This window comes from Streptomyces sp. NPDC002499, assembly GCF_053595415.1.
In genome coordinates, this window is record NZ_JBSFXO010000002.1 from 462,082 (window position 1) to 484,499 (window position 22,418).

Genomic DNA, 22,418 nt, shown 5'->3' on the forward strand with positions numbered 1-22,418 from the left:
TTCGTGAATACGAACTCGAGCATGAACGTGAGCCAGGACGTGAACCTGAGCCAGGACGTGGATGTGACCGTGGTCGGCGCCGGGCCGGTGGGCCTCGTGCTCGCCGCTGAGCTGGCGCTCTCCGGGGCGACGGTGCAGGTACTGGAGCGACTCTCCGAGCCGAGCGTGGCGATGAAGGCGGGGTCGATCAACGTGCCGACGGCCGAGGCCCTCGACCGCCGCGGCCTGCTGCCCGCCGCCGAGAAGGTGCAGCGGGAGATCCTTGAGCGGACGGGGTCGTTCGCCCGCATGGCCGACGACCGGGCGACCCGGCCGGCACCCGAGACGCGGTTCACCGGGCATTTCGCGGGGATCGTCCTCGACGCCGATCTCGTGGACTGGTCCGATCCCGACCTCGCCGCGCACACCGCGGCCGACGGAGCGCGGATGGTGCCACAGCGTGAGCTGGAGGCACTGCTGACCGAACACCTCGCGCGACTCGGCGTACCGGTGCGTCGCGGGGTCGACGTCACCGCGCTCGAGGACACCGGCGACGGCGTGCTCGTAGGCACCACCGCCGGCACCGTACGCAGCGGGTGGCTGGTCGGGTGCGACGGCGGACGCAGCACCGTGCGCCGTCTCGCGGGCATCGGGTTTCCCGGCACCGACCCCGAACTCGCCGGGCACCTGGCGCTCGTCGACATCGCCGACCCGGAGAAGCTCGCGGACGGATGGACGTGGTCGACCCGAGGGGCGTACCGCTGTGGGCCCCAGCCCGGGCGGGTGGTCACCGTCGAGTTCGGCGCCCCGCCCGCCGACCGGTCGGCGCCCGTGACGCTGGAGGAGTTGCAGTCCACTCTGCGCCGGGTCTCGGGCACCGACGTCACGCTGACCGGGATGCGCGGCACCGCGACCCGGTGGACCGACAACGCCCGTCAGGCCGCGACCTACCGGTCGGGGCGGGTGCTGCTGGCCGGTGACGCCGCGCACGTGCACTCGCCGTTCGGCGGTCAGGGGCTCAATCTCGGGTTCGGCGACGCGATGAACCTCGGTTGGAAGCTTGGCGCCGTGGTCACCGGGTGGGCGTCCGAAGAGCTCCTCGACACCTACGACGCCGAACGTCGTCCACTGGGCGCCTGGGTCCTCGACTGGACGCGGGCCCAGATCGGGGTGCTGCGCGGGGACGCCAAGTCGGCCGCGCTGCGCGAGGTCGTGGCCGAGCTGCTGGGCACTCGGGACGGCACGACGTACACGGTCAAGAAGATCGCCGGAGTCGACCAGCGCATCGACCTGCCCGGTGACCATCCGCTGGTCGGTCGGTTCGTCCCCGACGTGTGGCTGAAGGACGGGTCCCGGCTGGTCGACCACGGTCACGGCGGTGGGTTCCTGCTGCTCGACCGCGGTCCGGACGGCGCGCTCGGCCGACTCGCCGGAGCCTGGGCCGGGCGAGTGAAGGTGGTGACCGACGAACAGGCGATGCCCGCCGGGGTGTTGGTCCGCCCGGACGGGGTGGTCGCCTGGGCCTGCGACACCATCGACGGCACCGCCACCACCGGACTCGAATCCGTCCTGCGCCGATGGGCGGGCGCGCCGTCGGCCCCACAGGACTAATGTCCGTCCGGTGAGCACAGACGATGCGAACCGGCGCTGGACACGCTCCATGCCCGAGGCCTACGAACGTCACCTGGTGCCGGTCTTCTTCCGGCCCTTCGCCGCCGACCTGGCCGCGCGGGCGGCAGCGCTGCGGCCCGGAACGGTCCTGGAACTCGCCGCCGGAACAGGCGCGTTGACCTCGGCCCTGCTCACCGCGGTGCCCGCGGCCTCGGTGGTGGCGACCGATCTCAACGAAGCGATGGTCACCGCGGGATCGGCGCGCGAACCGCGTGCGGACTGGCGGCAGGCGGACGCCCAGGAGCTGCCCTTCGAGGACGGCGGCTTCGACCTCGTTCTGTGCCAGTTCGGGGTGATGTTCTTCCCCGACAGGCCGGCCGCCTACGCCGAGGTGCGTCGGGTCCTTGCCCCGCAGGGGCGGTTCTTGTTCAACAGCTGGGGTCCGCTGGCCTCGCACGGGTTCGGGGCCGCCTTCCAGACCGCCCTGGAAGAGTCCATGTCCGGCGCGGCGCCCCCGTTCCTGAAGGACGTGCCCCACGGCTACTCCGATCCGGCCGTGGTCGCAGCGGATCTCGCCGCCGCCGGACTGACTCTGGCCGCGGCCGAGGAGGTCACCCTTGAAGGCGTCGCGGAGTCGGCGGCCTCCGTCGCCACCGGTTTCCTCACCGGCACACCGGTGAGCGCAGCCGTGCAGGACCGCGAGGACGCCCAGGCCCTGCGGGCCGCCGTCACGCAGAAGATGACGGACCGCCTCGGCACCGGTCCGGTGACGGCGCCGATGACCGCGACCGTCTACACGGCGCACAAGTAGTCACGGCCCCGGCCCGTCCACCACCGATCACCTGATCACCCGATCGACGAATCGACAGTACCTACTGCCGCTGCTCCCACTGTTCCTTGGTGATCTCGTATCGCACTCCCCCGTGCTCGGCGCCCTCGACCATCTGCATGTCGGGAGGGGTGGAGAGGGTGTCCGCGAGCGTCATTTCGAGCTTCTCCATGACGTTGCGCGAACCGCGGTTCACGGTCATCGTCTCCGCCCAGACCAGGCGCAGACCGAGCCCCGCGAACGCCTTGCCCAGCAGGGCCCGCGAGACCTCGGTGGCGTAGCCCTTGCCCCAGGCAGCCTGCCGCAGTCGGTAGCCGAGTTCGGCCTCGTCCAGCGGACCCTCCGGCTCCGGGCGCAGGCAGAACCAGCCGATGAAGGCCCCGCCGTCCTTCTCGTACGCGGCGAACAGTCCGAGATCACCGTGCCACTTCTCGTACCCGGCGATGATGTTCGGCAGATGGCGCTCCCGGACGATCTCCGGGGCTGTCGAGCTTCCCCCGGTCAGATAGCGCATCACCGCGGGGTCGCTGTCCAACTCGATCAGCAGGTCCGCGTCGTCGGCGGTGAAGCGGCGCAGGGTCAGGCGCTCGGTGTCCAGGTAGGTGTCCACGGCGTGGATCATGCCCAGAGCGGGGTGGGCGGTTCAACGGCTTTACCAGGAAGGGAACCGGCTCTCCTCGGAAGGATCCGAAGGCTCCAGAACTGGTGGGGTCCGCATGGACATGGTTGTGCTGAGAGCGGGCAGGAGACGTCTACCCTGCTTTCCAGCTAAGGCGGCACAGTGACTTCCTCCGTGAACGCTCGCGAAGCGATCGACTGCACGACGGGAACATCCGAGGCCGCAGACGAGCTGCCCTGGATCGAGGACGGCGGCAAGGTCGCGCCGAAGGACGCCCGCGTGCTGTCCCGGTTGTTCCTGGACCGGCTTCAGGTTCTTGAGGAGGGCACCCGCGAGTACCAGTACGCGCGCAACACCCTCATCGAGATGAACCTGTCCCTGGTGTCCTTCGCGGCGCGTCGCTTCCGCAACCGGGGCGGCGGCGAGATGGAGGACGTCATCCAGGTCGGCACGATCGGTCTGATCAAGGCGATCGACCGGTTCGACCTGTCCCGCGAGGTCGAGTTCACCTCCTTCGCGATTCCCTACATCGTGGGCGAGATCAAGCGCTTCTTCCGCGACACCACCTGGGCCGTCCATGTCCCGCGGCGCCTCCAGGAGCTGCGCGTCAACCTCGCCAAGAGTCAGGAGGCTCTCGCCACCGCGCTGAACCGGCCGCCGACGGTGAAGGAACTCGCCGATCATCTCGACCTGAGCGAGGACGAGATCATCGAGGGTCTGGTCGCCGCCAACGGCTATGTCGCCGGTTCCATCGACACCCCGGGCGGCGACGAGGAAGGCGGCGAGGGTCCGAAGTACGCGGACACCATCGGCGACGTGGACCCGGCGATGGACCTGTTCGAGGACCTGCACACGCTCGCTCCCCTGCTCCAGAAGCTGGACGACCGCGAGCGGGCCATCATCGAGATGCGCTTCGGCCAGGAGATGACCCAGGCCGACATCGGCCGCGAACTCCACGTGTCGCAGATGCACATCTCCCGCCTGCTGAACCGCACCCTCGCCAAACTCCGTACCGGCCTCCTGGACACGTGAGTTCGCCGCCACCGCACCAGGCCCCCTCACGCAGCGTCAGAAGGACCACCGCACATGACCACTGAGCACGACCCCCTGCACCAGCCGGCCGCGCCGGTGGTGACCGAGCCCGTACCGGATCTCCAACTGCAGATGCTGATACGGCTCATCGGACAGGACGACCGGGCGACGCTGCCGCTGACGCTGGTCGTCGGCGGTGGCTTCCTCTACGGCGATCTGATCTCCCACGAGGCATGGACGGCCGAGTGGGCACGCAGCCTGCGCGGTATCGACGGCCCGGGCGCCGACCTGCTCGAGCTCTTTCCGCAACAAGTGGACCAAGCGGTCGTCGACAGGCAGGGACACGACACCCCGCAGCGGCTGCCTCAGTGGATTCATCTGCGCGATGCCATCGGAGTGACCGCAGGCGAGCCCGTGCACATGCCGTTGTGGCGCGGCCGCCTGACGGACGTGTCGGGCTGGTCCCTGGGCAAGCCCGCCTAGCCCTCGAAGGGATCCTGCCCCCGAAGGACGGAGCCCTCTATCGGATGGGGCGGCGACCGGCGCGCCGGGACCAGCGAACGGCGACGAGGGCGAGCGCGGCCACCAGGACCGCGACGCCGATCGCCAGCAGGTAGCCCAACCCGCTCGCGGCGACGCCGACAATTCCCAGAATGACGGCGATCAGGACGAGAAGCAGGAAAAGAACCATGCCAGAACACCACCGCTTCCGTTGCCGCCACCTGAACTGGTCATGGCTGCCGATTGCTCATGTGGATGCCGATTGCTTGTGCACTTCGAGTTCCCCCGCATTCGCACCTGAACCAGCCACGAGCCACACGCCCCGCCCGCGATCCGCCCACAGCAGGCCAAGTGCCAGCAGCAGTGCCGCTGTTGCCGCGATCGGCGCCACCAAGAACGCTCCGGCGCTTCCGTGACCGTCGGCGAGCGACCCGGCCACCGCCTGTCCGGCCGCGGTACCGAGGGGTCCGGCGCCGCACACGATCGTCATCGTGACGGTGGCCCGGTCAGGCGGCGCGAGCTGTTCGGTGAGGGTGTAGAGACTGATCATGTAGGGCGCCACGGTGATGCCGGCGACGGCCACCGCGGCGGGGACGGCGTGCAGTCCGTCCCCGGCGACAAGGATCAGCCCGCCCAGCAACAGGGTGGCCGCGAAGGTCGCATAGCGATGGCGCGGTGCGAATCGCGCGGGCAGCCAGGCGCAGGCGGCGCCGGCCAGGGCGCTTCCGATACCGAAGACGGCGTAGAGGAGTCCGGCGGTGCCGGGGCGCCCGCTCCCGTCGGCGTAGGCGGTGACGCCGGTCTGCACCGCACCGAACACGGCGCCCATCGCGGCCATGGCGAGGAACATGGCGGCAAGTGGGCGTCGTGGCAAGGGAGTTCTGGTCGCCTTCGGTGTCGTCGGCCGCGTGCCGTCCCGGCGGCTGAGGGACAGCGCGAACGGCAGGGTGGCCAGAGCCAGCAGGGCGATGGTCCCCATGGTCGGCGCCGCCGGTCCGATCGGGGTGAGCAGTCCGACGATCGCGGGTCCGACGACGAAGCTCGTCTCATCGGCGGTCGCTTCGTACGACAGCGCGGTGGGCATGAGTGCGTGCCGGTCGCGTGCGTGCAGCAGGCGTGACCAGTGCACGCGTACCAAAGGACCGACCGGCGGTTGGGTCAGGCCGACCAGGGCCGCGGCTGCGAGCATGCTCGCGCGGTCGGCGTGGCTCGCGGCGATGAGGCCCGTAAGGGCAACGATGTTGGCGACTGCCGCGGCCACCCCGACCGAGCGGTGACCGTGGCGGTCGGACAGCGCTCCGAGGACCGGACCGCCGACAGCGGTGGCGACGCCCTGCGCTGCTGCGGCGAGGCCGGCGAAGGCGTAACTGCCGGAGGCGGCCCGGACGAGGATGAGTGTCGCGAGGGTCGATGTCGCGTAAGGAAGCCGGGCCAGGAATCCCAAGGGGAAGAACCCCGCACCGGGGACACGCAGAAGGGACCGGTACGCCATGGGCGTCTCCAATGAGCACGTCAGAGAGACGCGCTACCCAGCCACCGGCGCGTTGACGATCCCGATTCTGCTTCGCAGCGTAGCGAGCGAACCCGCGTGTCACCACAGTGCGAGGTCTTCTCGCTACGGGACGAGCCTCCACTCCTGTGAGCCGTCCGTCGTCGCGTTCTGGAGGGTCAGCGGTGCGTCCTCGGAGGCGCCGGTCAGGTACAGGCCCGTGTTCTTGACCGACTGCAGCTTGTAGAGACCGTGGCCGGTGGCGACCAGGTTCCAGCTGCCGGTGGCGCTGTTGTCGACCCACTGGCCGATCCGTTGGCCGACCGTGGCGTTGCCGGTCCAGATCGCCGCCGCACGGCCGCCCGACTTGTTCAGCAGCGACACCCCGCCGTTCGGCTCGGTCACCACGTGCCAGTACTGGGTGTCCGGGTCCGAGGCGGAACCGCGATCCTCCAGGACGACATCGGGTACGTCCGCGTTGCCGCTGTTCGCGTCGTTGGTCTTGCTCCCGGTGCCGATCACCTGGCCGGTCTTCTGGTTCACCAACCGGTGGTAGGCGCCCTTCGATCGGCCGAGGTCGACCTCGGCGAAGGCGATCGTGGACGTGCCCTGATTGTTGAGGATCGCGATACGGCCGGTGCCGGCGACGTATTGCAGGTCGCGGCTGTAGCCGGCGCGCGAGGTGGTCTGGTACTCCTTCCACACGCCGTCGCTGCGACCGCTCTTGTTGACCCACACGTTGCCGCTGCCCGCCGCGTTGTAGACCAGGCGCCCGTCGGGAAGCTTGATGACGACCGGGCTGCCACCCGTCGCGAGCGCACGGGAACCGGTGTCGACCGGCAGCGAGGTGATGGCGTCGCCAATCGGTGAACTGCGGTAGAACTTCAGCGGGTTGTCGGCGACGACGTACCGCGTGTTGGCTCCCCCGCCCCAGTACTCGAAGGTGAGGAGCCACTTGTCGTCCGTGGTCCGGACGACGTTCGTCATGCCCGGCCGGCCGCCGCCGATCTCCGTCTTGCCGCCGCCCATGGTCTGGGTGAGTCCCGCGACGTCGACGACGGGTCCGCTCCAGTGCGGGCTGCGGCCGTCCCAGGTCCTGTGGGCGAGGATCTGGCCGTGCGAGTCGGGGGCGGTGTCGTTCGCGGGGTCCAGGGTGGGGGCGCCGGTGGTCGGGTCGAAGCCCGTGTAGTCGTTCTCGTCGGAGTAGTAGCAGACCAACTTGCCCTTGTAGACCATTAGATAGGGCTCCCAGAGGGGATCCACCTGCTTGTTCGTGTTGGCCGCGGCGACGTTCTGTCCGATCGCGCCCGCGCTGCCGCCCTGCCAGCCGCCGGTCGCGATGACGTTGACGACCTTCCACGACTTCCCCTGGTCGGTGCTGGAGTACAGCGCGATGGCCAGGTCGCTGCGGTCACCGTCGTTGTTGGGCGTCCAGTCGGGGTCGGCCGCCTTGTGCTCCTTGTAGTACTCGTCGTCGCCCGACACGACGCTCGCGAGAAGCAGCGTGCCCCGCTTCAGCTTTCCGACGTTCTGCGGCAGCGTGTAGAGGTAGGGGTTGGTCCAATTGCTCGTGTACTTCGCGTACTTGGGGTCCTTGGAGAGATACGCGGGAGCCTTGACCTCCGACAGCGGCTGCCAGCTCGTTCCGTCGTCGTCGCTCTTGTAGACCGGGAGTGTCTGTCCGTCGGCGCTGCCCGATGCCGGTACGACGGTGGACTTCTCGAACGACGCGACCAGGCGTCCGCCGGGCAGCTGCGCGGACTTCGGGTACACGGCGCAGTTGCCCCGCCCCTTCAGGCACGGCTCGTTCCCGAGCTGATAGAGGATTCCGCCCGTCGGGTTGTAGGCCTGAGCGCCGGCCGTCATCGGTATCGCCAGCATCGCGCCGGCCCCGACGAACGTGCCCAGCACCTTCACCGCTCTGCTTCTTCGCACAGCTACTCCTTTGACTGCGACGGGTCCTTCGGGGAAACGAGTACGCGTACGTCCCACGGGCCGAGGTCCAGCACCGTGCCCGTGGGCAGGGACGTGCCGCTCAGCGCGTCGACGAGATCGACCGGCACCGCCGAACGGGCGTGCTCCCAGCTCCAGTTGTGGACGATGTGCACCCTGCGGCCGTCGGGCGAGGTGCCGGTCGTCACCGTGACCGGGACCGGCAGATCGCCCCACCCACTGCCGGCGGTCGGCACCAGCCACTCGGCCAGGGCACGGGCGAGATCGCGGCCGGGAACGGTACCGACATACGTGACCCGGCCCTCCCCATGGCGGCGAGTGGTCACGGCGGGCCAACGGCCGAAGTGCGGGTGCTCGTAGGCGGCGAGGACCTGGGCGTCGGTGACGGTCAGGCCGTCCGCCCAGTGCGTCGCCGTCGCGGTCGCCGGCAGCGGGAGGGGACTGCCGGGCACGGACCGGACGGGCACGGCCTGCGTGAGGTTGCTGAATTCGTCGTACGACACTCCCGCGGCGGACGTGAGGCGCGCGGGCGCCGGTTCGTGCCGGGCCCGTGCCTCCTGATCGGCGTAGCCGGTGCGCGGCCCCAGGACCAGGTGCCCGCCGGCCTGCGCGTAGGCGGCGAACCAGTCGAGCGTGGAGTCGTCCGCGAGGTAGAGGGCGGGGACGACGAGAACGGGGTGGCGGCGTGCCGCCTCCTCCGGGGACAGACCGGCCCGTTCGCCGCGCGGGTCGTGGAGTTGGCGGGCGTGGACGATACGGACCTGGCGGCCCACGTCGAAGGCCCCGCGGTAGAAGGGATCGAGGATGCGGTGGTAGGCGGCGGGGTCCGGTTCGCCGTCCGGGGTGGCGAGGGGCGGGTGCTTCTGCATCAGCCACTTGCTGGGGGTAGAGTAGACGATCGTGAGGTCGGCGTCCGGCTCTAGCCCCGCCACGAGCGGGCCCGCGGCCTCGAACTCCTCCCCCAGCCGGGCCAGTTCGGCGTACGTGCGGCCCGGTCGGCCGCTGTGCGGGAGGACTCCGCCCCAGTAGGTCTCCGCGCCGAAGCGCAGGGTCTGCCACTGCCAGTACTCGATCATGCGGGCGCCGCGGCCGACCAGCGCCCAGGCGGCCTGGCGCCACTGGCCGTCGTAGGCGGGCCGGTTGTCCCAGGCCATGCCGATGGAGTTGGCGTTGGTCTCGGTGACCAGGAACGGCTCCTGGCGGGAGGAGAACATCCAGTCGGCGGTCTGGAGGAGGGACCAGACGCCGGTGGTCTTCCACTTCTGTTCGTGGGTGTCCGGGGTGGGGTCGGGCAGGAGGAGGCCGTCCTGCATGTCGTAGTACGGGTTGCCGGTGGCGATGTCGAGGCGGTCGGTGAGCTCGTCGTCCTCGACCGCCGGGCGGGAGTAGGAGATACAGGTGGTGACGAAGTGCTCGGGGCGGGCGTACTCGCGGACGATATCGGCCTGCCAGCCGATGAACTCGGTGCACTGACGGGCTTGGAACTCCCGCCAGGCGACGTCGTACTGGGGCTGAACGTTGCCGTCGGGCGTCCACAGGTCGGCCCACGTGGACAGGCGATGGGACCAATACACCAGTCCCCACTCGCGGTTGAGGGTCTCCACGTCCCCGTACTTCGCCCGCAGGTGATCGGTGAAGCGCTGGAAGACACCGCGGTTGTGGAACAGCTCCAGGCCCGGTTCGTTGTCGACCTGGAAGCCGATGACGGCCGGGTGGTCGGCGTACCGGGCGACGATCTCGCGGATGATCCGCTCGGCGTGGAAACGGAACGCGGGGTGGGTGAAGTCGACTTCCTGCCGGGCGCCCCAGCCGATGCGCTCGCCGGTGCGCCGCTCGCCGGTGATCTCCGGGTACTGCCGGGCCAGCCACGGTGGCACGGCGTAGGTGGGGGTACCGAGGATGACCGAGATGCCGCGTTCGTGCGCGCCGTCCAACACCGGCTGGAGCCAGTCGAGTTCGAAGCGGCCGTTCTCCGGTTCCCAGGTCGACCAGACGGACTCGCCGACCCGGATGACGGTGAAGTGCGCGTCGGCCATGAGGTCGAGGTCGGTCTTGAGCTGCTCGTCGGGCCGTACGTCGGGCCCGTAGGCGGGGTGGTACTCGTGGTAGTAGGCGGCGCCGAACAGAACGCGGGCGGGCAGATCCGCCATGGACAAACCTCCGGAACGCAGGGGGTGTTGGGGGGATACCGGGAAGGGGCTACTGCTTGACGCCGCCGGTGGCCAGGCCGCTCTGCCAGTACCGCTGAAGGAGCAGGAAGGCCAGGACGAGCGGGAGGATCGAGATCAGGGAGCCGGTCACGACGAGGGCGAGCATGTCGCTGCCGGCTCCGGCGCCGCCGTTCTGGGCCTGGTCGGCCCAGCGGGCGAGCCCGACCGTGATGGGGTACAGGTTCGGGTCGTTGAGCATGATCAGCGGCAGGAAGTAGTTGTTCCAGGTGGCGACGAGCGTGAAGAGGATGACGGTCACCAGGCCGGGGGCGAGCAGCCGTAGCCCGATCGTGCAGAAGATCCGGAACTCTCCGGCGCCGTCCATGCGGGCGGCCTCGATGAGGCTGTCGGGGACGGCGTCCTCGGCGTAGATCCGCATGAGGTAGAGGCCGAACGGGCTGATGAGGGAGGGCAGGATGACGGCCCAAGGGGTGTTGACCAGGCCCGCTTTGGCGAAGAGCAGGTAGGTGGGGATCGCCAGGGCGGTGGTCGGGATCATGATGGCGCCGAGGACAAGATTGAAGGCGGCGCCGTGGCCGCGGAAGCGGTACTTGGCGAAGCCGTAGCCGGCCGCCGCGGCGAGCAGTGCGGCGCCGAGTGCGCTGACCCCGGCGTACAGGACCGTGTTGAGCAGCCAGCGGCCGTAGACGCCGTCGTCCTGCGTGAAGGTGGCCTTGACGTTGGACAGGAGCTGCGGCGCGTGCGAGAACCACAGGCCGAAGGTGTTGAACAGGTCCTGGGTGCTCTTGGTCGAGGCGACCAGCAGCCAGAACAGGGGCAACAGGAAGTACGCCAGGGCGGCCAGCATCGCGATCGTGAGCGGGGTGCTGCGGCGGCGACCGGAGGTCGATCGGTGGCGTGGGCGGGCCTCGGCGGGAAGTCGCTTCGCCGCCCCGGCTGTTGAGGCTGTGCGCGTCACGGTGGTCATGCGGTCCTCCTGCGGTTCGCCGTGAGCAGGAAGGCGTACGACACGATCACGATGACCAGACCGAGGATGAAGGACACCGTGGCCGCGTAGTTGGTCTGCTGGCTGATGAAGGCGACGGAGTAGGCGTAGAGGTTGGCGGTGTAGGAGCTGGAGATGACGTCCGGGGCGACCTTCATCAGCAGGTTCGGCTCGTTGAAGAGCTGGAAGCTGCCGATCACCGAGAAGAGCAGGGTGAGGGTCAACGCCGGTCGCAGCGCCGGGAGTTTGATGGACCAGGCGATACGCCAGGAGCCGGCGCCGTCCATGGCGGCCGCCTCGTACAACTCGGCGGGGATGGTGCGCAGGGCGGCGTACAGGATGATCATGTTGTAGCCGACGAACTCCCAGGTCACGATGTTCGCGAGGCTCCCGAGCATCCAGCTGTCGGAGAGGAAGTGCGGGGCCGGCAGGTGGAGGTCGTGGCTGATCTGGGCGAAGGGGCCGAAGTCGGGGCCGTAGAGATAGCCCCACATGAGGGTGGCGATCACGCTGGGGACGGCGTACGGAACGAAGATGCCGAGGCGGATCACGCGGGCGAGGCGGAGCAGGCCGCTGTCCAGCGCGAGGGCGAAGCACAGGGCGAGCAGGAGCATCACGGGGACCTGGATGAGGAAGAACAGGGCCACGCGGCCTATGCCCTTGAGGAGTTGGGGGTCCTTGAGGGCGGTCACGTAGTTGTCCAGGCCGACGAACGTCGAGCCACCGATGAGCTTTTCCTGGAAGAGGCTCAGGTAGGCGGCGTAGCCGAGCGGAGCCAGGAAGAGGAGCAGGAACAGCGCCATGAAGGGGGCGATGAACAGGGCTCCCGCGGTGCCGTGCCGCCGACGGGGGCGAGGTGGGGCTTTGGTGCGGGCGTCCGCCGTGGTGGTGGCCATCGTCAGCCTCCCTTGACCGTGAAGCCCTGGCTCTTGGCGAAGGTCGTGATGCGCGACTGCCAGGAACCGAGCGCCCGGACGGTGTCGGACTTGTCGGCGAGGGACTTGCCGACGGTCTCCGTCCAGTCGGTGGCGACCCGGTCCAGGAACGGCGGCCACTGGAAGGCGGGGTCGACCTGGGCGCTGATGTCCGCGAAGACCTGGTTGACCTTCTGGCCGCCGTAGAACGCGGGCGCGTCACTAAGGAAACTCGCCTCGCCGAGCAGGGTCTTGGTCGCCGGGAAGAAGAACTGTTCGGTGGCGAACATCTTGGCGCTGGCGGGATCGCTGTTGAGGAACTGCGCGAACACGGCTGCCTGGATGGGGTTCTTGGTGGAGCGGATCACGGCGGTCGTGGAGCCGCCCCAGTTGCCCGAGCTGGGCTTGGCGGCGTCCCACTGCGGCAGCGGGGCGGCACGCCACTTGCCGGCGGTGGCCTTGGCGGAGCCGGAGAGGAAGGCGGGACCCCAGGCGCCGGTCAACCAGGTGGCGTACTTGCCCTTGTTGAGGGCCGCGTACCAGGCGTCGGTGAAGTCCGGCTCGACGCCGATCACGCCGTCCTTCGCGAGTCCGCCCCAGTACGCGCCGAGCTTCTGGGAGACCGCGTCGTCGACGCTGACGGTGATGTCGCTCTTGCCGGAGGTGACGTACGGCTTGGCGCCCGCCTGCCACAACAGGCCGTGCCAGGCGGCGACTTGGTTGGCGGCGAGGTTGGTGAGGTAGACGTCCGGGTCGGCCTTGTGCAGCTTGCGCGCTGCGGCCGCGAACTCGTCCCAGGTGGTGGGAACCTGGATGCCGTGCTGGTCGAAGATGTCCTTGCGGTACAGCATGCCCATCGGACCGGTGTCCTGCGGTATCGCCCACACCTCACCGCCACTGCCGCTGACCTGCCCCCAAGTCCAGTCCACGAACATCGACTTGAGCGCGGAGGCGCCGTACGGACGGAGGTCGAGCAGGCTGTCGGTGATGGTGAACGTCGGGATCGCCTGGAACTCGATCTGCACCATGTCCGGGGCACCACTGTTCGCCTTGAGCGCGGTCCGCAGCTTCGTGTACTGGGGCGTGCCCTGACCGGCGTTGACGACCTTGACCTTGACGGCCGGGTACTTCTTCTCGAAGAGCGCGATCTCCTTGTCGATGTTCGGAACCCAGGTCCAGAACGTCAGTTGGGTCGGCGTCTTCATGGCCTTGTCGATGTCGGTTTGGCTGACCGGCTTGGTCGACGAGCCACCAGTACCGCCGCCGTCCCCACCACAGCCGGACAGAGTGACGGCAAGCGACAACGCACCGGTGCCGGCGAGAAAGCCTCGACGACTGAGAGAGGAGGACGAGTTGGAAAGGATTCCGGACATGCTGAACTCCCGAGAGAGGGTACGAGAAACCGGCACACCGACCGACGGCGTGCTGAAAATTCCGGTGAGGTGAGCGCCCCTTCAGGGGCGCGGGGAACTGCGCGACCAGCCCCCACCGGCCCGCGGACAAAAGACCGCGGACCCAGCAGGGCAACTAACGGGGCGCCGCCGTAGACGCGCGAACAACAAGCTCGACCGGCGGATCAGCCATCGGCAACGGTTCCGCCTGCGGACTCTCGATGGCATGCACCAGCAACTTGAGCCCGTCCCGAGCCATCGCAGAGAACGGCTGCCGCACAGTCGTCAACGGCGGAGTCACATACGCGGCGACCGGAGTGTCATCGAAACCGACCACACTGACGTCCTCCGGAACACGCCGCCCCGCTTCGGCCAGCGCCCGCATCAGCCCGATCGCCATGTCGTCGTTCGCGGCGAACACCGCGGTCACCGCAGGGTCGGCGACCAGTTCACGACCGGCCGCATAACCGGACGCCGCCGACCAGTCGCCCTGCACGACCGCCGGCTCCGCCCGCCCGCGCGCGGCGAGCGCAGCACGCCAGCCTTCGAGCCGGTCCCGCGCCGAGTACCAGCGCTGGGGACCCGCCAGATGATGGACCGTGGTGTGGCCCAGCTCCAGCAGGTGTTCCGTGGCCGCGCGCGCCATCTGGTGAGAGACGATGCCGGCCGTCACGACGTGGGGTGCGGCGAAGGGCGGGGGTGCGCCGAGGACGAGGACCGGTACGTCGAGCCGGGCGGAGAGCACCGCGCCGCCCTCCTCGTCGATCGGCTCGGAGATGACGATGCCGTCCACGCCCTGGTCCAGGAGCGAGTCGACGGCTCCGGCGATGCCCGCGGTCTCGCCCTCCATGGTGTTGACCACGCGGAGCGCGTAGCCGGTGTCCCGGACGGCCCGCTCGATGCCCATGAGCAGCGAGGCCGGACCGTACAGGGCGGTGCCGAGGGTCACGACGCCGATGGACCTGGTGCGGCCGGAGGCCAACGCGCGGGCCGCGTTGTTCGAGCGGTAGCCGAGTTCTTCGGCCGCCGCCAGGACCCGACGGCGTACGTCTTCTGAGACGTACGGCTCGTCGTTCATGACCCGGGACACCGTCTTCTGCGACACGCCGGCGAGGCGCGCCACATCCACACTGCGCGGCGCGGCTCCTGCGCCCCGCCCTGCCCCTGGTGCCATGGCGTCTCCCGATCTTCGGCAGTCGAATCCTAGTCCCAGTCCGGTGTATGACTGCGCTGTCATGACTGCGCAGTCATATCTACGCAACGAGGAGGGAGGCGTCAAGACTTCGCGCAACATCTACGCAATGGAGGACCCGGATCTACGTAATGGAGGACCCGGCCCAGGGGGACTCTCCGCCCCCACTGACGCGCGGCGCTACTTGCCGCGGCGTCCGCGTTCCGACTTGGGGGCGGGCATGGCCCGCAGACGCTCGATGTGGCGGGTCTGGATGGCCGTGTTCGCGCGCAGGAAGTCGATGACCAGCCGCAACTGCTCGACGCTGTACTTCGCGCTGATTTCCTTCGTGCTGTCCTCGATGTGCGGGGCGATCAGCTCGTAGCAGCGCCGGGCACCCTCCGGGGTCACCCGCACGACGGTCTTGCGACGGTCGACCGGGTGCGGGGTGCGGTTGAGCAGGCCGAGGTTCTCCAAGCGGTCGAGCATGGCGGTCACGCTGCCGGTGGTCAGGCCGAGGCGGGTGCTGAGTTCGCGCGGAGAGAGCTCGCCGGCGCCGAGCAGGAGCTCCAGGCAGCGCAGATCGGTCTCGTTCACACCGAGGAGCCGGGCGGTCTCGCGATCGTAGTCATCGACTGCGGACTGGTAGCCCTGCATGACTTCGCCCAGGTCAGCGAGGACCCGCTCCATTTCGTTTGACAATCGAGACATCTCCCTCCAGGCTAGAGATAGCTCGATAGTCGAGATACACGAGCTTCAAGTTACATTACGGTCAAGCGATCAGGGGATCACCAATGTCGCACAGTACAGTCCAGGCGGCCTCCGCCTCCGCCGCCGAGGAACGGCCTCATCCGAAGCGGTGGGCGGCGGCGATCGTCATGATCCTCGCGGCCTTGCTGGACATGATCGACGGCTCGATCGTCAACACGGCGCTGCCGTCCATCGGGCGCGGACTGCACGCGGATCCGGCGCAGTTGGAGTGGATGGTGTCGGCCTATCTGCTGGGCTTCGCCGCGACCCTGATCATCTCGGGGCATCTCGGAGACCGGTTCGGGCGCAAGGCGCTATTCCTGACCGGCGTCGCGGGCTTCGCCGTAGCAAGCCTGGCCAGCGCGGTGGCCACCGGTCCGGGTCAACTCGTCGCAGCCCGTGCGGTGCAGGGCGTGGCCGCGGCGGTCATCATGCCGCAGGTCCTCGGGTCGCTGCGGACGATGTTCACCGGCGCCGAGCGCGGCAAGGTGTTCGCCATCTACGGCGCGATCGCCGGGATCGCGGTGGCGACCGGCGTCCTGCTGGGCGGCGTACTGACGGACTGGAACCTGTTCGGCTGGGGCTGGCGCACCATCTTCGCGGTCAACCTCCCCCTCGCCGCCCTGGTGTTGGTGCTCGGCGCGCTGTGGATCCCCGGCTCCCGAGAGCGTGCGCCCGGGCGCGTCGACCTCCTCGGCAATCTCGTGCTGGCCGCGTCGCTGGTGGCCGTCGTGCTGCCGCTGGTCGAGGGCCGCACCAACGGCTGGCCGCTGTGGGGCTGGTTCTGCCTGGCCGGCGGGGTGGCGGGCCTGGTGCTGCTGAGCGTCGTGCAGTCGGTACGGCGTTCGCCCGACCCGGTGCTCCCGACGAGCCTGTTCCGCAACCGGGCGTTCAGCGCGGGCCTGCTGATCCAACTGCTGTTCTACGGCGCCATGTCCGGCTTCATGCTGACGTTCACCATCTGGCTGCAGTCCGGGCAGGGCTACTCCCCCGCCCAGGCCGGGGTGCTGATGGTCGCGTTCAGTGGCGGCACCTTCATCACCGCGCCGATGGCCGACGGCCTGGTGGTGAAGTTCGGGCGAGTCGTCCTGCTGGTGGGCGGACTGGTCATGGCGGGCGGGTTCTTCTGGGTCCAGTACGCCATCGAGCACGCCGCCTCCGCCCACACCAGCGCCTGGCCGCTGGTGCCCGGTCTGCTGGTCGCCGGCGCGGGACTCGGGTTCCTGGTCGTCCCACTCGCGAACGTCGTGCTGTCGGCCGTGCCCGAGCGGATCGCCGGCGGCGCCTCGGGCGTCTTCTCCACCGCCCAGCAGTTCGGCGGCGCGCTGGGGGTCGCGGTCATCGGCAACGTCTTCTTCTCGAACATCTCCACCGGCTTGACGGACGGCATCCACCACGCCGGTCCATGGGCCGTGGGCGCATTGGTGGTCTGCGCCGTGCTGTGCCTGGCCCTGCCGCGCACGGCCGTCGGCGCGCACCACGAAGGCCCGGGCGCGATCTGACGCGCGGAGCCCGCCTGCATCGCGCGCACATCCGCAGCGGCGAACCGTCTGCCTTCAAGTGCTGAACTCCCCTGCCCAGCAGGGGAGTTTCCCGGTGCCACCTCTTGACGTGTCTGGTTCAGACCTTTAGGTTCACGGCCCAGCGACCTCTACAGACACATCCAGCACTCATATATGTGAACCCCTTCGTTCACGCCCTGATGCCGCCGAGCGGCGGCACACCCCCCGCCTCCGGGCCGTTCATGAAGGGAACTTCGATGCAACAGGTGAGATCCGGTACCGCACGCGTCGCGCTGTGGCTGGCCTTCCTCCTCACGGCGTTCACCAGCCTGTTGGCACAGCCGCCCGCGCAGGCCGCACCGGCGGCGGAGCCGTTCCGCGTCCTCGCGCTCTACAACGGCACCTGGGATGCCGCCCACATCAGCTTCGTCCACGAGGCCAACACCTGGTTCCCCCAGCAGGCGGCCGCGAACGGCTTCACCTACACGTCCAGCAACAACTGGGACCTCCTCGCCAACGGCGGCGTCAACAGCTACCAGGTCGTCCTCTTCCTCGACGACCTGCCGCAGACCGCCGCCCAGCGCACGGGTTTTGAGAACTACATGCGCAACGGCGGGGCGTGGATGGGCTTCCACGTGTCGGCCTTCACCACCAACGCGGCGAGCTGGTCGTGGTACCACAACACGTTCCTGGGCAGCGGCAACTTCCGCTCGAACACCTGGGGGCCGACCACCGCCGTACTGAAGGTGGAGGACCGTACCCACCCCTCGACGGTGAACCTGCCCGCGACCTTCACCTCGTCCGTCAGCGAGTGGTACAGCTGGTCCAACGACCTGCGCACGAACCCCGCCATCAAGATCCTGGCGTCCATCGACCCGAGCAGCTTCCCGCTCGGCACCGACCCCAACCAGACCTGGTACAGCGGGTATTACCCGATCCTGTGGACGAACACGAACTACAAGATGCTGTACGCCAACTTCGGCCACAACGCGATGAACTACGACACCAACACCACGCTGTCGTCGACGTTCGCCAGCGCGACGCAGAACAAGTTCCTGCTGGACGGGCTGAAGTGGCTGGGTGGTTCGTCGTCCACCACGCCGCCCGGGGACGGCATCCCCTCGACCAACTGGTACAGCGTGCGCAACGGCGGCAACAGCACCTGCGTCGACGCCCGCGCGGCCGCCACGGCCAACGGGACCGTCATCCAGCAGTACGCCTGCAACTCCACCGCGGCCCAGCAGTTCCAGTTCGTCGGCACCGACAGCGGATACGTGCGGATCAACGCCCGCAGCAATCCGGCACAGGTCATCGACGTCGCCGAGCGCTCCACGGCCGACAACGCGCCCCTGCAACTGTGGGCCTACTCCAGCGGCACCAACCAGCAGTGGCAGCCGGTGAAGGAAGCCAGCGGCAACTACCACTTCGCCGCGCGGCACAGCGGAAAATGCCTGACCGCCTCCACCGCCGCCACCAACAGCGTCCAGCTCACCCAGCGGACGTGCGACGGCTCCGCCGCGCAGAGCTTCCAACTGACCGCCCAGCCCTGACCGTTCACGCCTGACCATCAGGCCCTGATCAACGGCCGGAGTCAGTCCGCCGGTCGCCCGATCCCGTGTCCGCCGTTCAGCCGGTGGCCACGGGATCGCACCGTTCTCGAACCGTCGTCGGCCAGGACCGCGCGCTCCCGGGTCACGACCAGGCGATCTCGCCGACCCGGTCGACGAAGCGTCCGGAACCTGCACCGGGCTTCTCGGTCGCCAGGCCGACGATCGCGTCCGTCCCCTCGGTCACGGTCTGGGGACCACTGTGACCGTTCAGGTCGGTCGCCGTGTAGCCGGGATCGGCGGCGTTGACGCGAATGTCCGGCAGGGCCTTCGCGTACTGGGTCGTCAGCATCGTCAGCGCGGCCTTCGACGCGGTGTAGAGGGGCGCGACGACCGAGGACTCGACGCGTGTCGGATCGTGCGTGAGGGCGAGCGAGCCCATTCCACTGCTGACGTTGACGATGACGGGGTCCGCCGACCGGCGCAGCAGCGGCAGGAACGCGGTGGTCGTGCGGACCACACCGGCGAAGTTGACGTCGAGGACGGCCAGGGCGTCGCTGCCGGTCAAGGTGGTGGGATCGCCGTAGGGGCCGTGGACGCCGGCGTTGTTGATCAGGACGTCGATCGAACCCTCGTGTTCGGCGACGTTCGCGGCCGCGGCGGCGACGGACGCGTCGTCGGTCACGTCGATGGGTACGTGGCGCGCACCGAGTGCGGCGGCGGCCTCCGCGCCCTGTTCGGGGTCGCGGGCGCCGAGCAGCACGGTGTGGCCGAGTTCGGTGAGGCGGCGGGCGGTCTCGCGGCCGAGCCCCTTGTTGGCTCCGGTGATGAAGATGATCGTCATGCGGTCGATTGTTCGCCCGTGCTCGGCACTCGGCCAGGGACGCCTCGACGGTAGGAGCAGCAGTACCACCGTCGACTCCCCCTCACAGGCGTGCGGTGCAGCAGTATGGGATTCATGACCACGACTTCCGGAGCCGGGCTGGGGGCGATGATCCGCACCTGGCGGGACCGGCTGCCCCCGTCGGCCGCGGCGCTGCCCGTGGGCCGGGCCCGTCGAGCGACCGGGCTGCGGCGCGAGGAACTGGCCGAGCTCGCCGGGGTGTCGGTCGACTACGTCGTACGTCTGGAACAGGGCCGGGCCACCACGCCCTCCGCGTCGGTGGTGGCGTCCTTGGCGCGCGCCCTGCAACTGTCCTCCGCCGAGCGGGATCACCTGTACCGGCTGGCCCGGCTCGCGCCCCCTGCGGACGGCGTGATCCGCGACCACATCACACCCGGCGTCCATCGGGTGCTGAGCCGGCTCGGGGACGTCGCGGTCGCCGTGTTCGCGGCGGACTGGCAGCTGATCTGGTGGAACCGGAGCTGGGCCGCACTGCTGGGCGACCCCTCGTCCTCGCCGCCACGACTGCGCAACTTCGCCCGGGACCGGTTTCCGACGGACGCGGGTCCCGCCCGCCTGACCCTGTGGCCGGTGGCCGAGACCGACAAGGCGGCCACCGACGCCGCCGTCGTGTCCGACCTGCGCCGGGCCACCGGCCGCTATCCGCACGACCCCCGGCTGGCCGGGCTGATCAGTGCGCTGAGCGCGGGCAACCAGCGGTTCGCCGACCTGTGGGCCACCGGCACCGTCGCCGCCCACCGCGAGGACCACAAGATCATCGAGCACCCCTCGGTGGGACCCGTCACCGTCGACTGCGACATCCTCAGCGACACGGACTCCGAGCTCAAGATCGTGATCATGACGACCGCGCCCGGCAGCCCCGACGAGACCAAGTTCCGACTCGCCTCGATCGCCGGCGACGGGCGCGCGCACGCGTAAGGCGGAAGCGCCGTCCGCCGGCGCCCCGCCAGCCACCAGCCGTCAGCGCACGCTCTCCTGCCGGCTGCGCGGACGAGCAGGTGACCTGCGCAAGGTCTTCGTCCCGCCCCCTGCCGCGCTTCGGGCGGCGGCGTCCGGGATCGTGAACGCGAAGGCCGCCGTCACCGCCGCGATCGCCGCCAGCACCAGATAGGCGTGTTGGTAGGCGGCCACGGGCGGGTTCGCGACCGCCGCCGCGGGCGTGCTCAGCACCAGGGCCGTGGTCACCACCGCCGGCGCGAGGGCTCCGCCGGTCTGGCGGACGACGGTGTTGAGCATGGAGGCCTGCGCCAGGTCCTTCCGGTCGATGGTCGCGAGCGAGGCCACCGTCGTCGGCATGAAGACCCCGCCCATCGCGATGCCGAGCAGGAACATGTAGAGGCGGAAGGTCCACAGGCTCGTGCTCGCGTCGCAGGTGGCGAAGAGCAGCAGCACCCCGCTGACGCCGGCCAGGCCGCAGCCCACGATGATCCGGGGGCCGACCCGGGCGTACAGGACACCGACCACCTGGACGGTCAGCAGGACGCCGAAGGCTTCGGGGAAGGTGCTGGTGCCGGACTCCACCGCGCTGCGGCCCTGCGCCTGTTGGAGGAAGAGCGGGCCGAGGTACATGGCACCGAGGATCGGCACCAGGCCCACGAGGTTGATCAGGTTGGTGTCCCGGAAGAGCCGGTCGGCGAACAGACGCAGCTTCAGGAGCGGTTGGGACGTACGCAGTTCGAAGGCGACGGCGGCGGCGAGCAGGACCGCGCCCAGGACGAGGCCGGTCAGCACGCCGGCGGAGGACCAGCCGCGGTTGGGCCCCTCGCAGATCCCGAACATCAGCGAGCCGAGGGCCGCGGCGCTCAGCAGCAGCCCGGTCAGGTCGAACCGGCCCGGCCGGTGGCCCTGGTGCCGGGCCAGGAACAGCGCCCCGAACAGCACGGCCGGCACGCCGAAGGGCAGGTTGACGTAGAAGACCCAGCGCCAGGAGAGGTGGTCCACCAGCAGGCCGCCGAGGATCGGGGCGGCGGCCGGGGCGATCTGCTGCGGGACGATCATGTAGCGGGAAATCCGCACCTGTTCGCCGGAGTCGAAGGTCGCGAAGAGCAGGGCCGCCGAGGCCGGGAAGAGCACTCCGGCGGACAGTCCCTGGGCCGCGCGGTACGCGACGAGTTGGCCGAGGCCGACGGCCGCGCCGCACAGCAACGACGAGCCGAGGAAGGCGACCAGCGCGGTCAGCAGCACATGCTTGGCGCCGAACCGCTCGACCAGCCAGGCGGAGGCCGGGATGGCCATGGCCAGACAGACCGGGTAGACGACGACCACCCCGTCCAGCGCAGCCGTCGTCAACTGGAACTGACGGGCGATCGAGGGCAGCGCCACCGTGGTGATGGCTCCATCGACGATGGCGATGAACGTCACGCTGACGCACATGATCGGTACGACCAGGCGTTGACTGAGGTGGAAGGAGGGGCGGGGCAGACGGGGGTGTCGGTACAGCAGCACATGCTGAGCATACTCACTATGTGCGTGCACATAGAATTGGGTTTTCGGCGAACAGGGAGTGACATGGCAGTGCAGGGCAGCAGCGACGCACTGGTCGACGAGTTGTACGAGACGACCCATCAGCTGCGCCAGTTCGTGGAGGCCAGGCTGCGAACCGGTGGAGCCTCGGTCGCCCGGCTGCGCGCCCTGCGGATGCTCGCCCGGGCCGAACAGCCGCTGCGCATGCGGGACTTGAGCGAGATGACCGGCGTCGCCGCCCGCACCACCACCGCCATCGTCGACAGCCTGGAGCGGGACGGCCTGGTGGAGCGCGTACGCCACCCGCAGGACCGCCGGGCGTTCCTGCTGCGCCTCACCGACAAGGGTGAGGAATGCCACCGCGAGGCGGAAGAGGTAGACCGGATCGCCCTCGGGGAAGCCATGTCCACGCTCGGCCCGGAGGATCGTGCCCAACTCAGGGATCTCCTCGCGCGCATCCGTACCGCCACGTCCTGAGCGCCTGCTCCTTCGCGGCCTGAGCGCGCCACTCCCCCTCAACCCGACCGCTGCGCCCTCCCTCGACCCGACCGCTGCCCCTCCCGGCCCGACCGCGCCGCCCCCCTCGGCCTGATCACGTCAGCCCCGC

The 22,418-nt window shown here is 69.5% G+C and carries 20 protein-coding genes; 8 read left to right on the forward strand and 12 right to left on the reverse strand.

The annotated features are described in order from the left end of the window. The first annotated feature begins 21 nt into the window (after positions 1–21). Positions 22–1,590, forward strand: a complete 1,569-nt coding sequence (locus tag ACWD5F_RS06700; RefSeq protein ID WP_451251757.1) for an FAD-dependent monooxygenase — start codon at positions 22–24, stop codon at positions 1,588–1,590. A 49-nt stretch (positions 1,591–1,639) separates the two neighbouring features. Continuing rightward, complete coding sequence (locus tag ACWD5F_RS06705) at positions 1,640–2,401, forward strand: class I SAM-dependent methyltransferase (RefSeq protein ID WP_451252284.1); 762 nt, start codon at positions 1,640–1,642, stop codon at positions 2,399–2,401. 61 nt (positions 2,402–2,462) lie between these two features. On the opposite strand, the gene ACWD5F_RS06710 is transcribed toward ACWD5F_RS06705, so the two are convergent. Then, positions 2,463–3,041, reverse strand: coding sequence for a GNAT family N-acetyltransferase (locus ACWD5F_RS06710; protein WP_451251759.1), 579 nt, complete (start codon positions 3,039–3,041; stop codon positions 2,463–2,465). 171 nt (positions 3,042–3,212) lie between these two features. Between ACWD5F_RS06710 and ACWD5F_RS06715 the strand changes: the two genes are divergently transcribed. After that, positions 3,213–4,070, forward strand: coding sequence for a SigB/SigF/SigG family RNA polymerase sigma factor (locus ACWD5F_RS06715; protein WP_451251761.1), 858 nt, complete (start codon positions 3,213–3,215; stop codon positions 4,068–4,070). Positions 4,071–4,124: 54 nt separating this feature from the next. Further along, positions 4,125–4,553: a hypothetical protein gene (locus ACWD5F_RS06720; protein WP_451251763.1), complete on the forward strand. Its 429-nt coding sequence runs from the start codon at positions 4,125–4,127 to the stop codon at positions 4,551–4,553. A gap of 37 nt (positions 4,554–4,590) precedes the next feature. On the opposite strand, the gene ACWD5F_RS06725 is transcribed toward ACWD5F_RS06720, so the two are convergent. From ACWD5F_RS06725 to ACWD5F_RS06765, 9 genes are all read right to left on the reverse strand, one after another. Continuing rightward, positions 4,591–4,761: a hypothetical protein gene (locus ACWD5F_RS06725; protein WP_451251765.1), complete on the reverse strand. Its 171-nt coding sequence runs from the start codon at positions 4,759–4,761 to the stop codon at positions 4,591–4,593. Positions 4,762–4,818: 57 nt separating this feature from the next. After that, the gene (locus ACWD5F_RS06730) at positions 4,819–6,063 is read right to left on the reverse strand and encodes an MFS transporter (protein ID WP_451251767.1); all 1,245 of its coding nucleotides are present in this window, start codon (positions 6,061–6,063) and stop codon (positions 4,819–4,821) included. A 123-nt stretch (positions 6,064–6,186) separates the two neighbouring features. Then, complete coding sequence (locus ACWD5F_RS06735; protein WP_451252286.1) at positions 6,187–7,941, reverse strand: RICIN domain-containing protein; 1,755 nt, start codon at positions 7,939–7,941, stop codon at positions 6,187–6,189. 56 nt (positions 7,942–7,997) lie between these two features. Continuing rightward, entirely contained in the window at positions 7,998–10,163 is a 2,166-nt protein-coding gene (locus ACWD5F_RS06740) for a beta-galactosidase (protein ID WP_451251769.1), read from the reverse strand. Positions 10,164–10,212: 49 nt separating this feature from the next. Then, complete coding sequence (locus tag ACWD5F_RS06745; RefSeq protein ID WP_451251771.1) at positions 10,213–11,151, reverse strand: carbohydrate ABC transporter permease; 939 nt, start codon at positions 11,149–11,151, stop codon at positions 10,213–10,215. Then, positions 11,148–12,065, reverse strand: coding sequence for a carbohydrate ABC transporter permease (locus ACWD5F_RS06750; RefSeq protein WP_451251773.1), 918 nt, complete (start codon positions 12,063–12,065; stop codon positions 11,148–11,150). Before ACWD5F_RS06750 ends, ACWD5F_RS06745 begins: the two co-directional genes overlap by 4 nt. A gap of 2 nt (positions 12,066–12,067) precedes the next feature. Next, complete coding sequence (locus tag ACWD5F_RS06755; protein ID WP_451251775.1) at positions 12,068–13,456, reverse strand: ABC transporter substrate-binding protein; 1,389 nt, start codon at positions 13,454–13,456, stop codon at positions 12,068–12,070. Between the two features lie 154 nt (positions 13,457–13,610). Then, positions 13,611–14,648, reverse strand: a complete 1,038-nt coding sequence (locus ACWD5F_RS06760) for a LacI family DNA-binding transcriptional regulator (RefSeq protein ID WP_451251777.1) — start codon at positions 14,646–14,648, stop codon at positions 13,611–13,613. A 198-nt stretch (positions 14,649–14,846) separates the two neighbouring features. Then, positions 14,847–15,356, reverse strand: a complete 510-nt coding sequence (locus ACWD5F_RS06765) for a MarR family winged helix-turn-helix transcriptional regulator (protein ID WP_451251779.1) — start codon at positions 15,354–15,356, stop codon at positions 14,847–14,849. Positions 15,357–15,439: 83 nt separating this feature from the next. On the opposite strand from ACWD5F_RS06765, the gene ACWD5F_RS06770 reads away from it, so the two are divergent. Beyond that, positions 15,440–16,897 carry an MFS transporter gene (locus ACWD5F_RS06770; protein WP_451251781.1) on the forward strand — a complete coding sequence of 486 codons (1,458 nt, stop codon included), beginning with the start codon at positions 15,440–15,442 and terminating at the stop codon, positions 16,895–16,897. 257 nt (positions 16,898–17,154) lie between these two features. Next, the gene (locus tag ACWD5F_RS06775) at positions 17,155–18,447 is read left to right on the forward strand and encodes a ThuA domain-containing protein (RefSeq protein ID WP_451251783.1); all 1,293 of its coding nucleotides are present in this window, start codon (positions 17,155–17,157) and stop codon (positions 18,445–18,447) included. Positions 18,448–18,589: 142 nt separating this feature from the next. Here ACWD5F_RS06775 and ACWD5F_RS06780 read toward each other — a convergent pair whose 3' ends face one another. After that, complete coding sequence (locus tag ACWD5F_RS06780; protein ID WP_401715035.1) at positions 18,590–19,288, reverse strand: SDR family NAD(P)-dependent oxidoreductase; 699 nt, start codon at positions 19,286–19,288, stop codon at positions 18,590–18,592. Between the two features lie 105 nt (positions 19,289–19,393). Here ACWD5F_RS06780 and ACWD5F_RS06785 point away from each other — a divergent pair, with 105 nt between their 5' ends. Next, entirely contained in the window at positions 19,394–20,266 is an 873-nt protein-coding gene (locus ACWD5F_RS06785; protein ID WP_451251786.1) for a helix-turn-helix transcriptional regulator, read from the forward strand. Between the two features lie 42 nt (positions 20,267–20,308). On the opposite strand, the gene ACWD5F_RS06790 is transcribed toward ACWD5F_RS06785, so the two are convergent. Beyond that, positions 20,309–21,721 carry a DHA2 family efflux MFS transporter permease subunit gene (locus ACWD5F_RS06790; protein WP_451252288.1) on the reverse strand — a complete coding sequence of 471 codons (1,413 nt, stop codon included), beginning with the start codon at positions 21,719–21,721 and terminating at the stop codon, positions 20,309–20,311. Between the two features lie 135 nt (positions 21,722–21,856). On the opposite strand from ACWD5F_RS06790, the gene ACWD5F_RS06795 reads away from it, so the two are divergent. Beyond that, on the forward strand, positions 21,857–22,288 hold the full coding sequence (locus ACWD5F_RS06795; RefSeq protein ID WP_451251788.1) for a MarR family winged helix-turn-helix transcriptional regulator: 432 nt from the start codon (positions 21,857–21,859) through the stop codon (positions 22,286–22,288). Positions 22,289–22,418 lie beyond the last annotated feature (130 nt).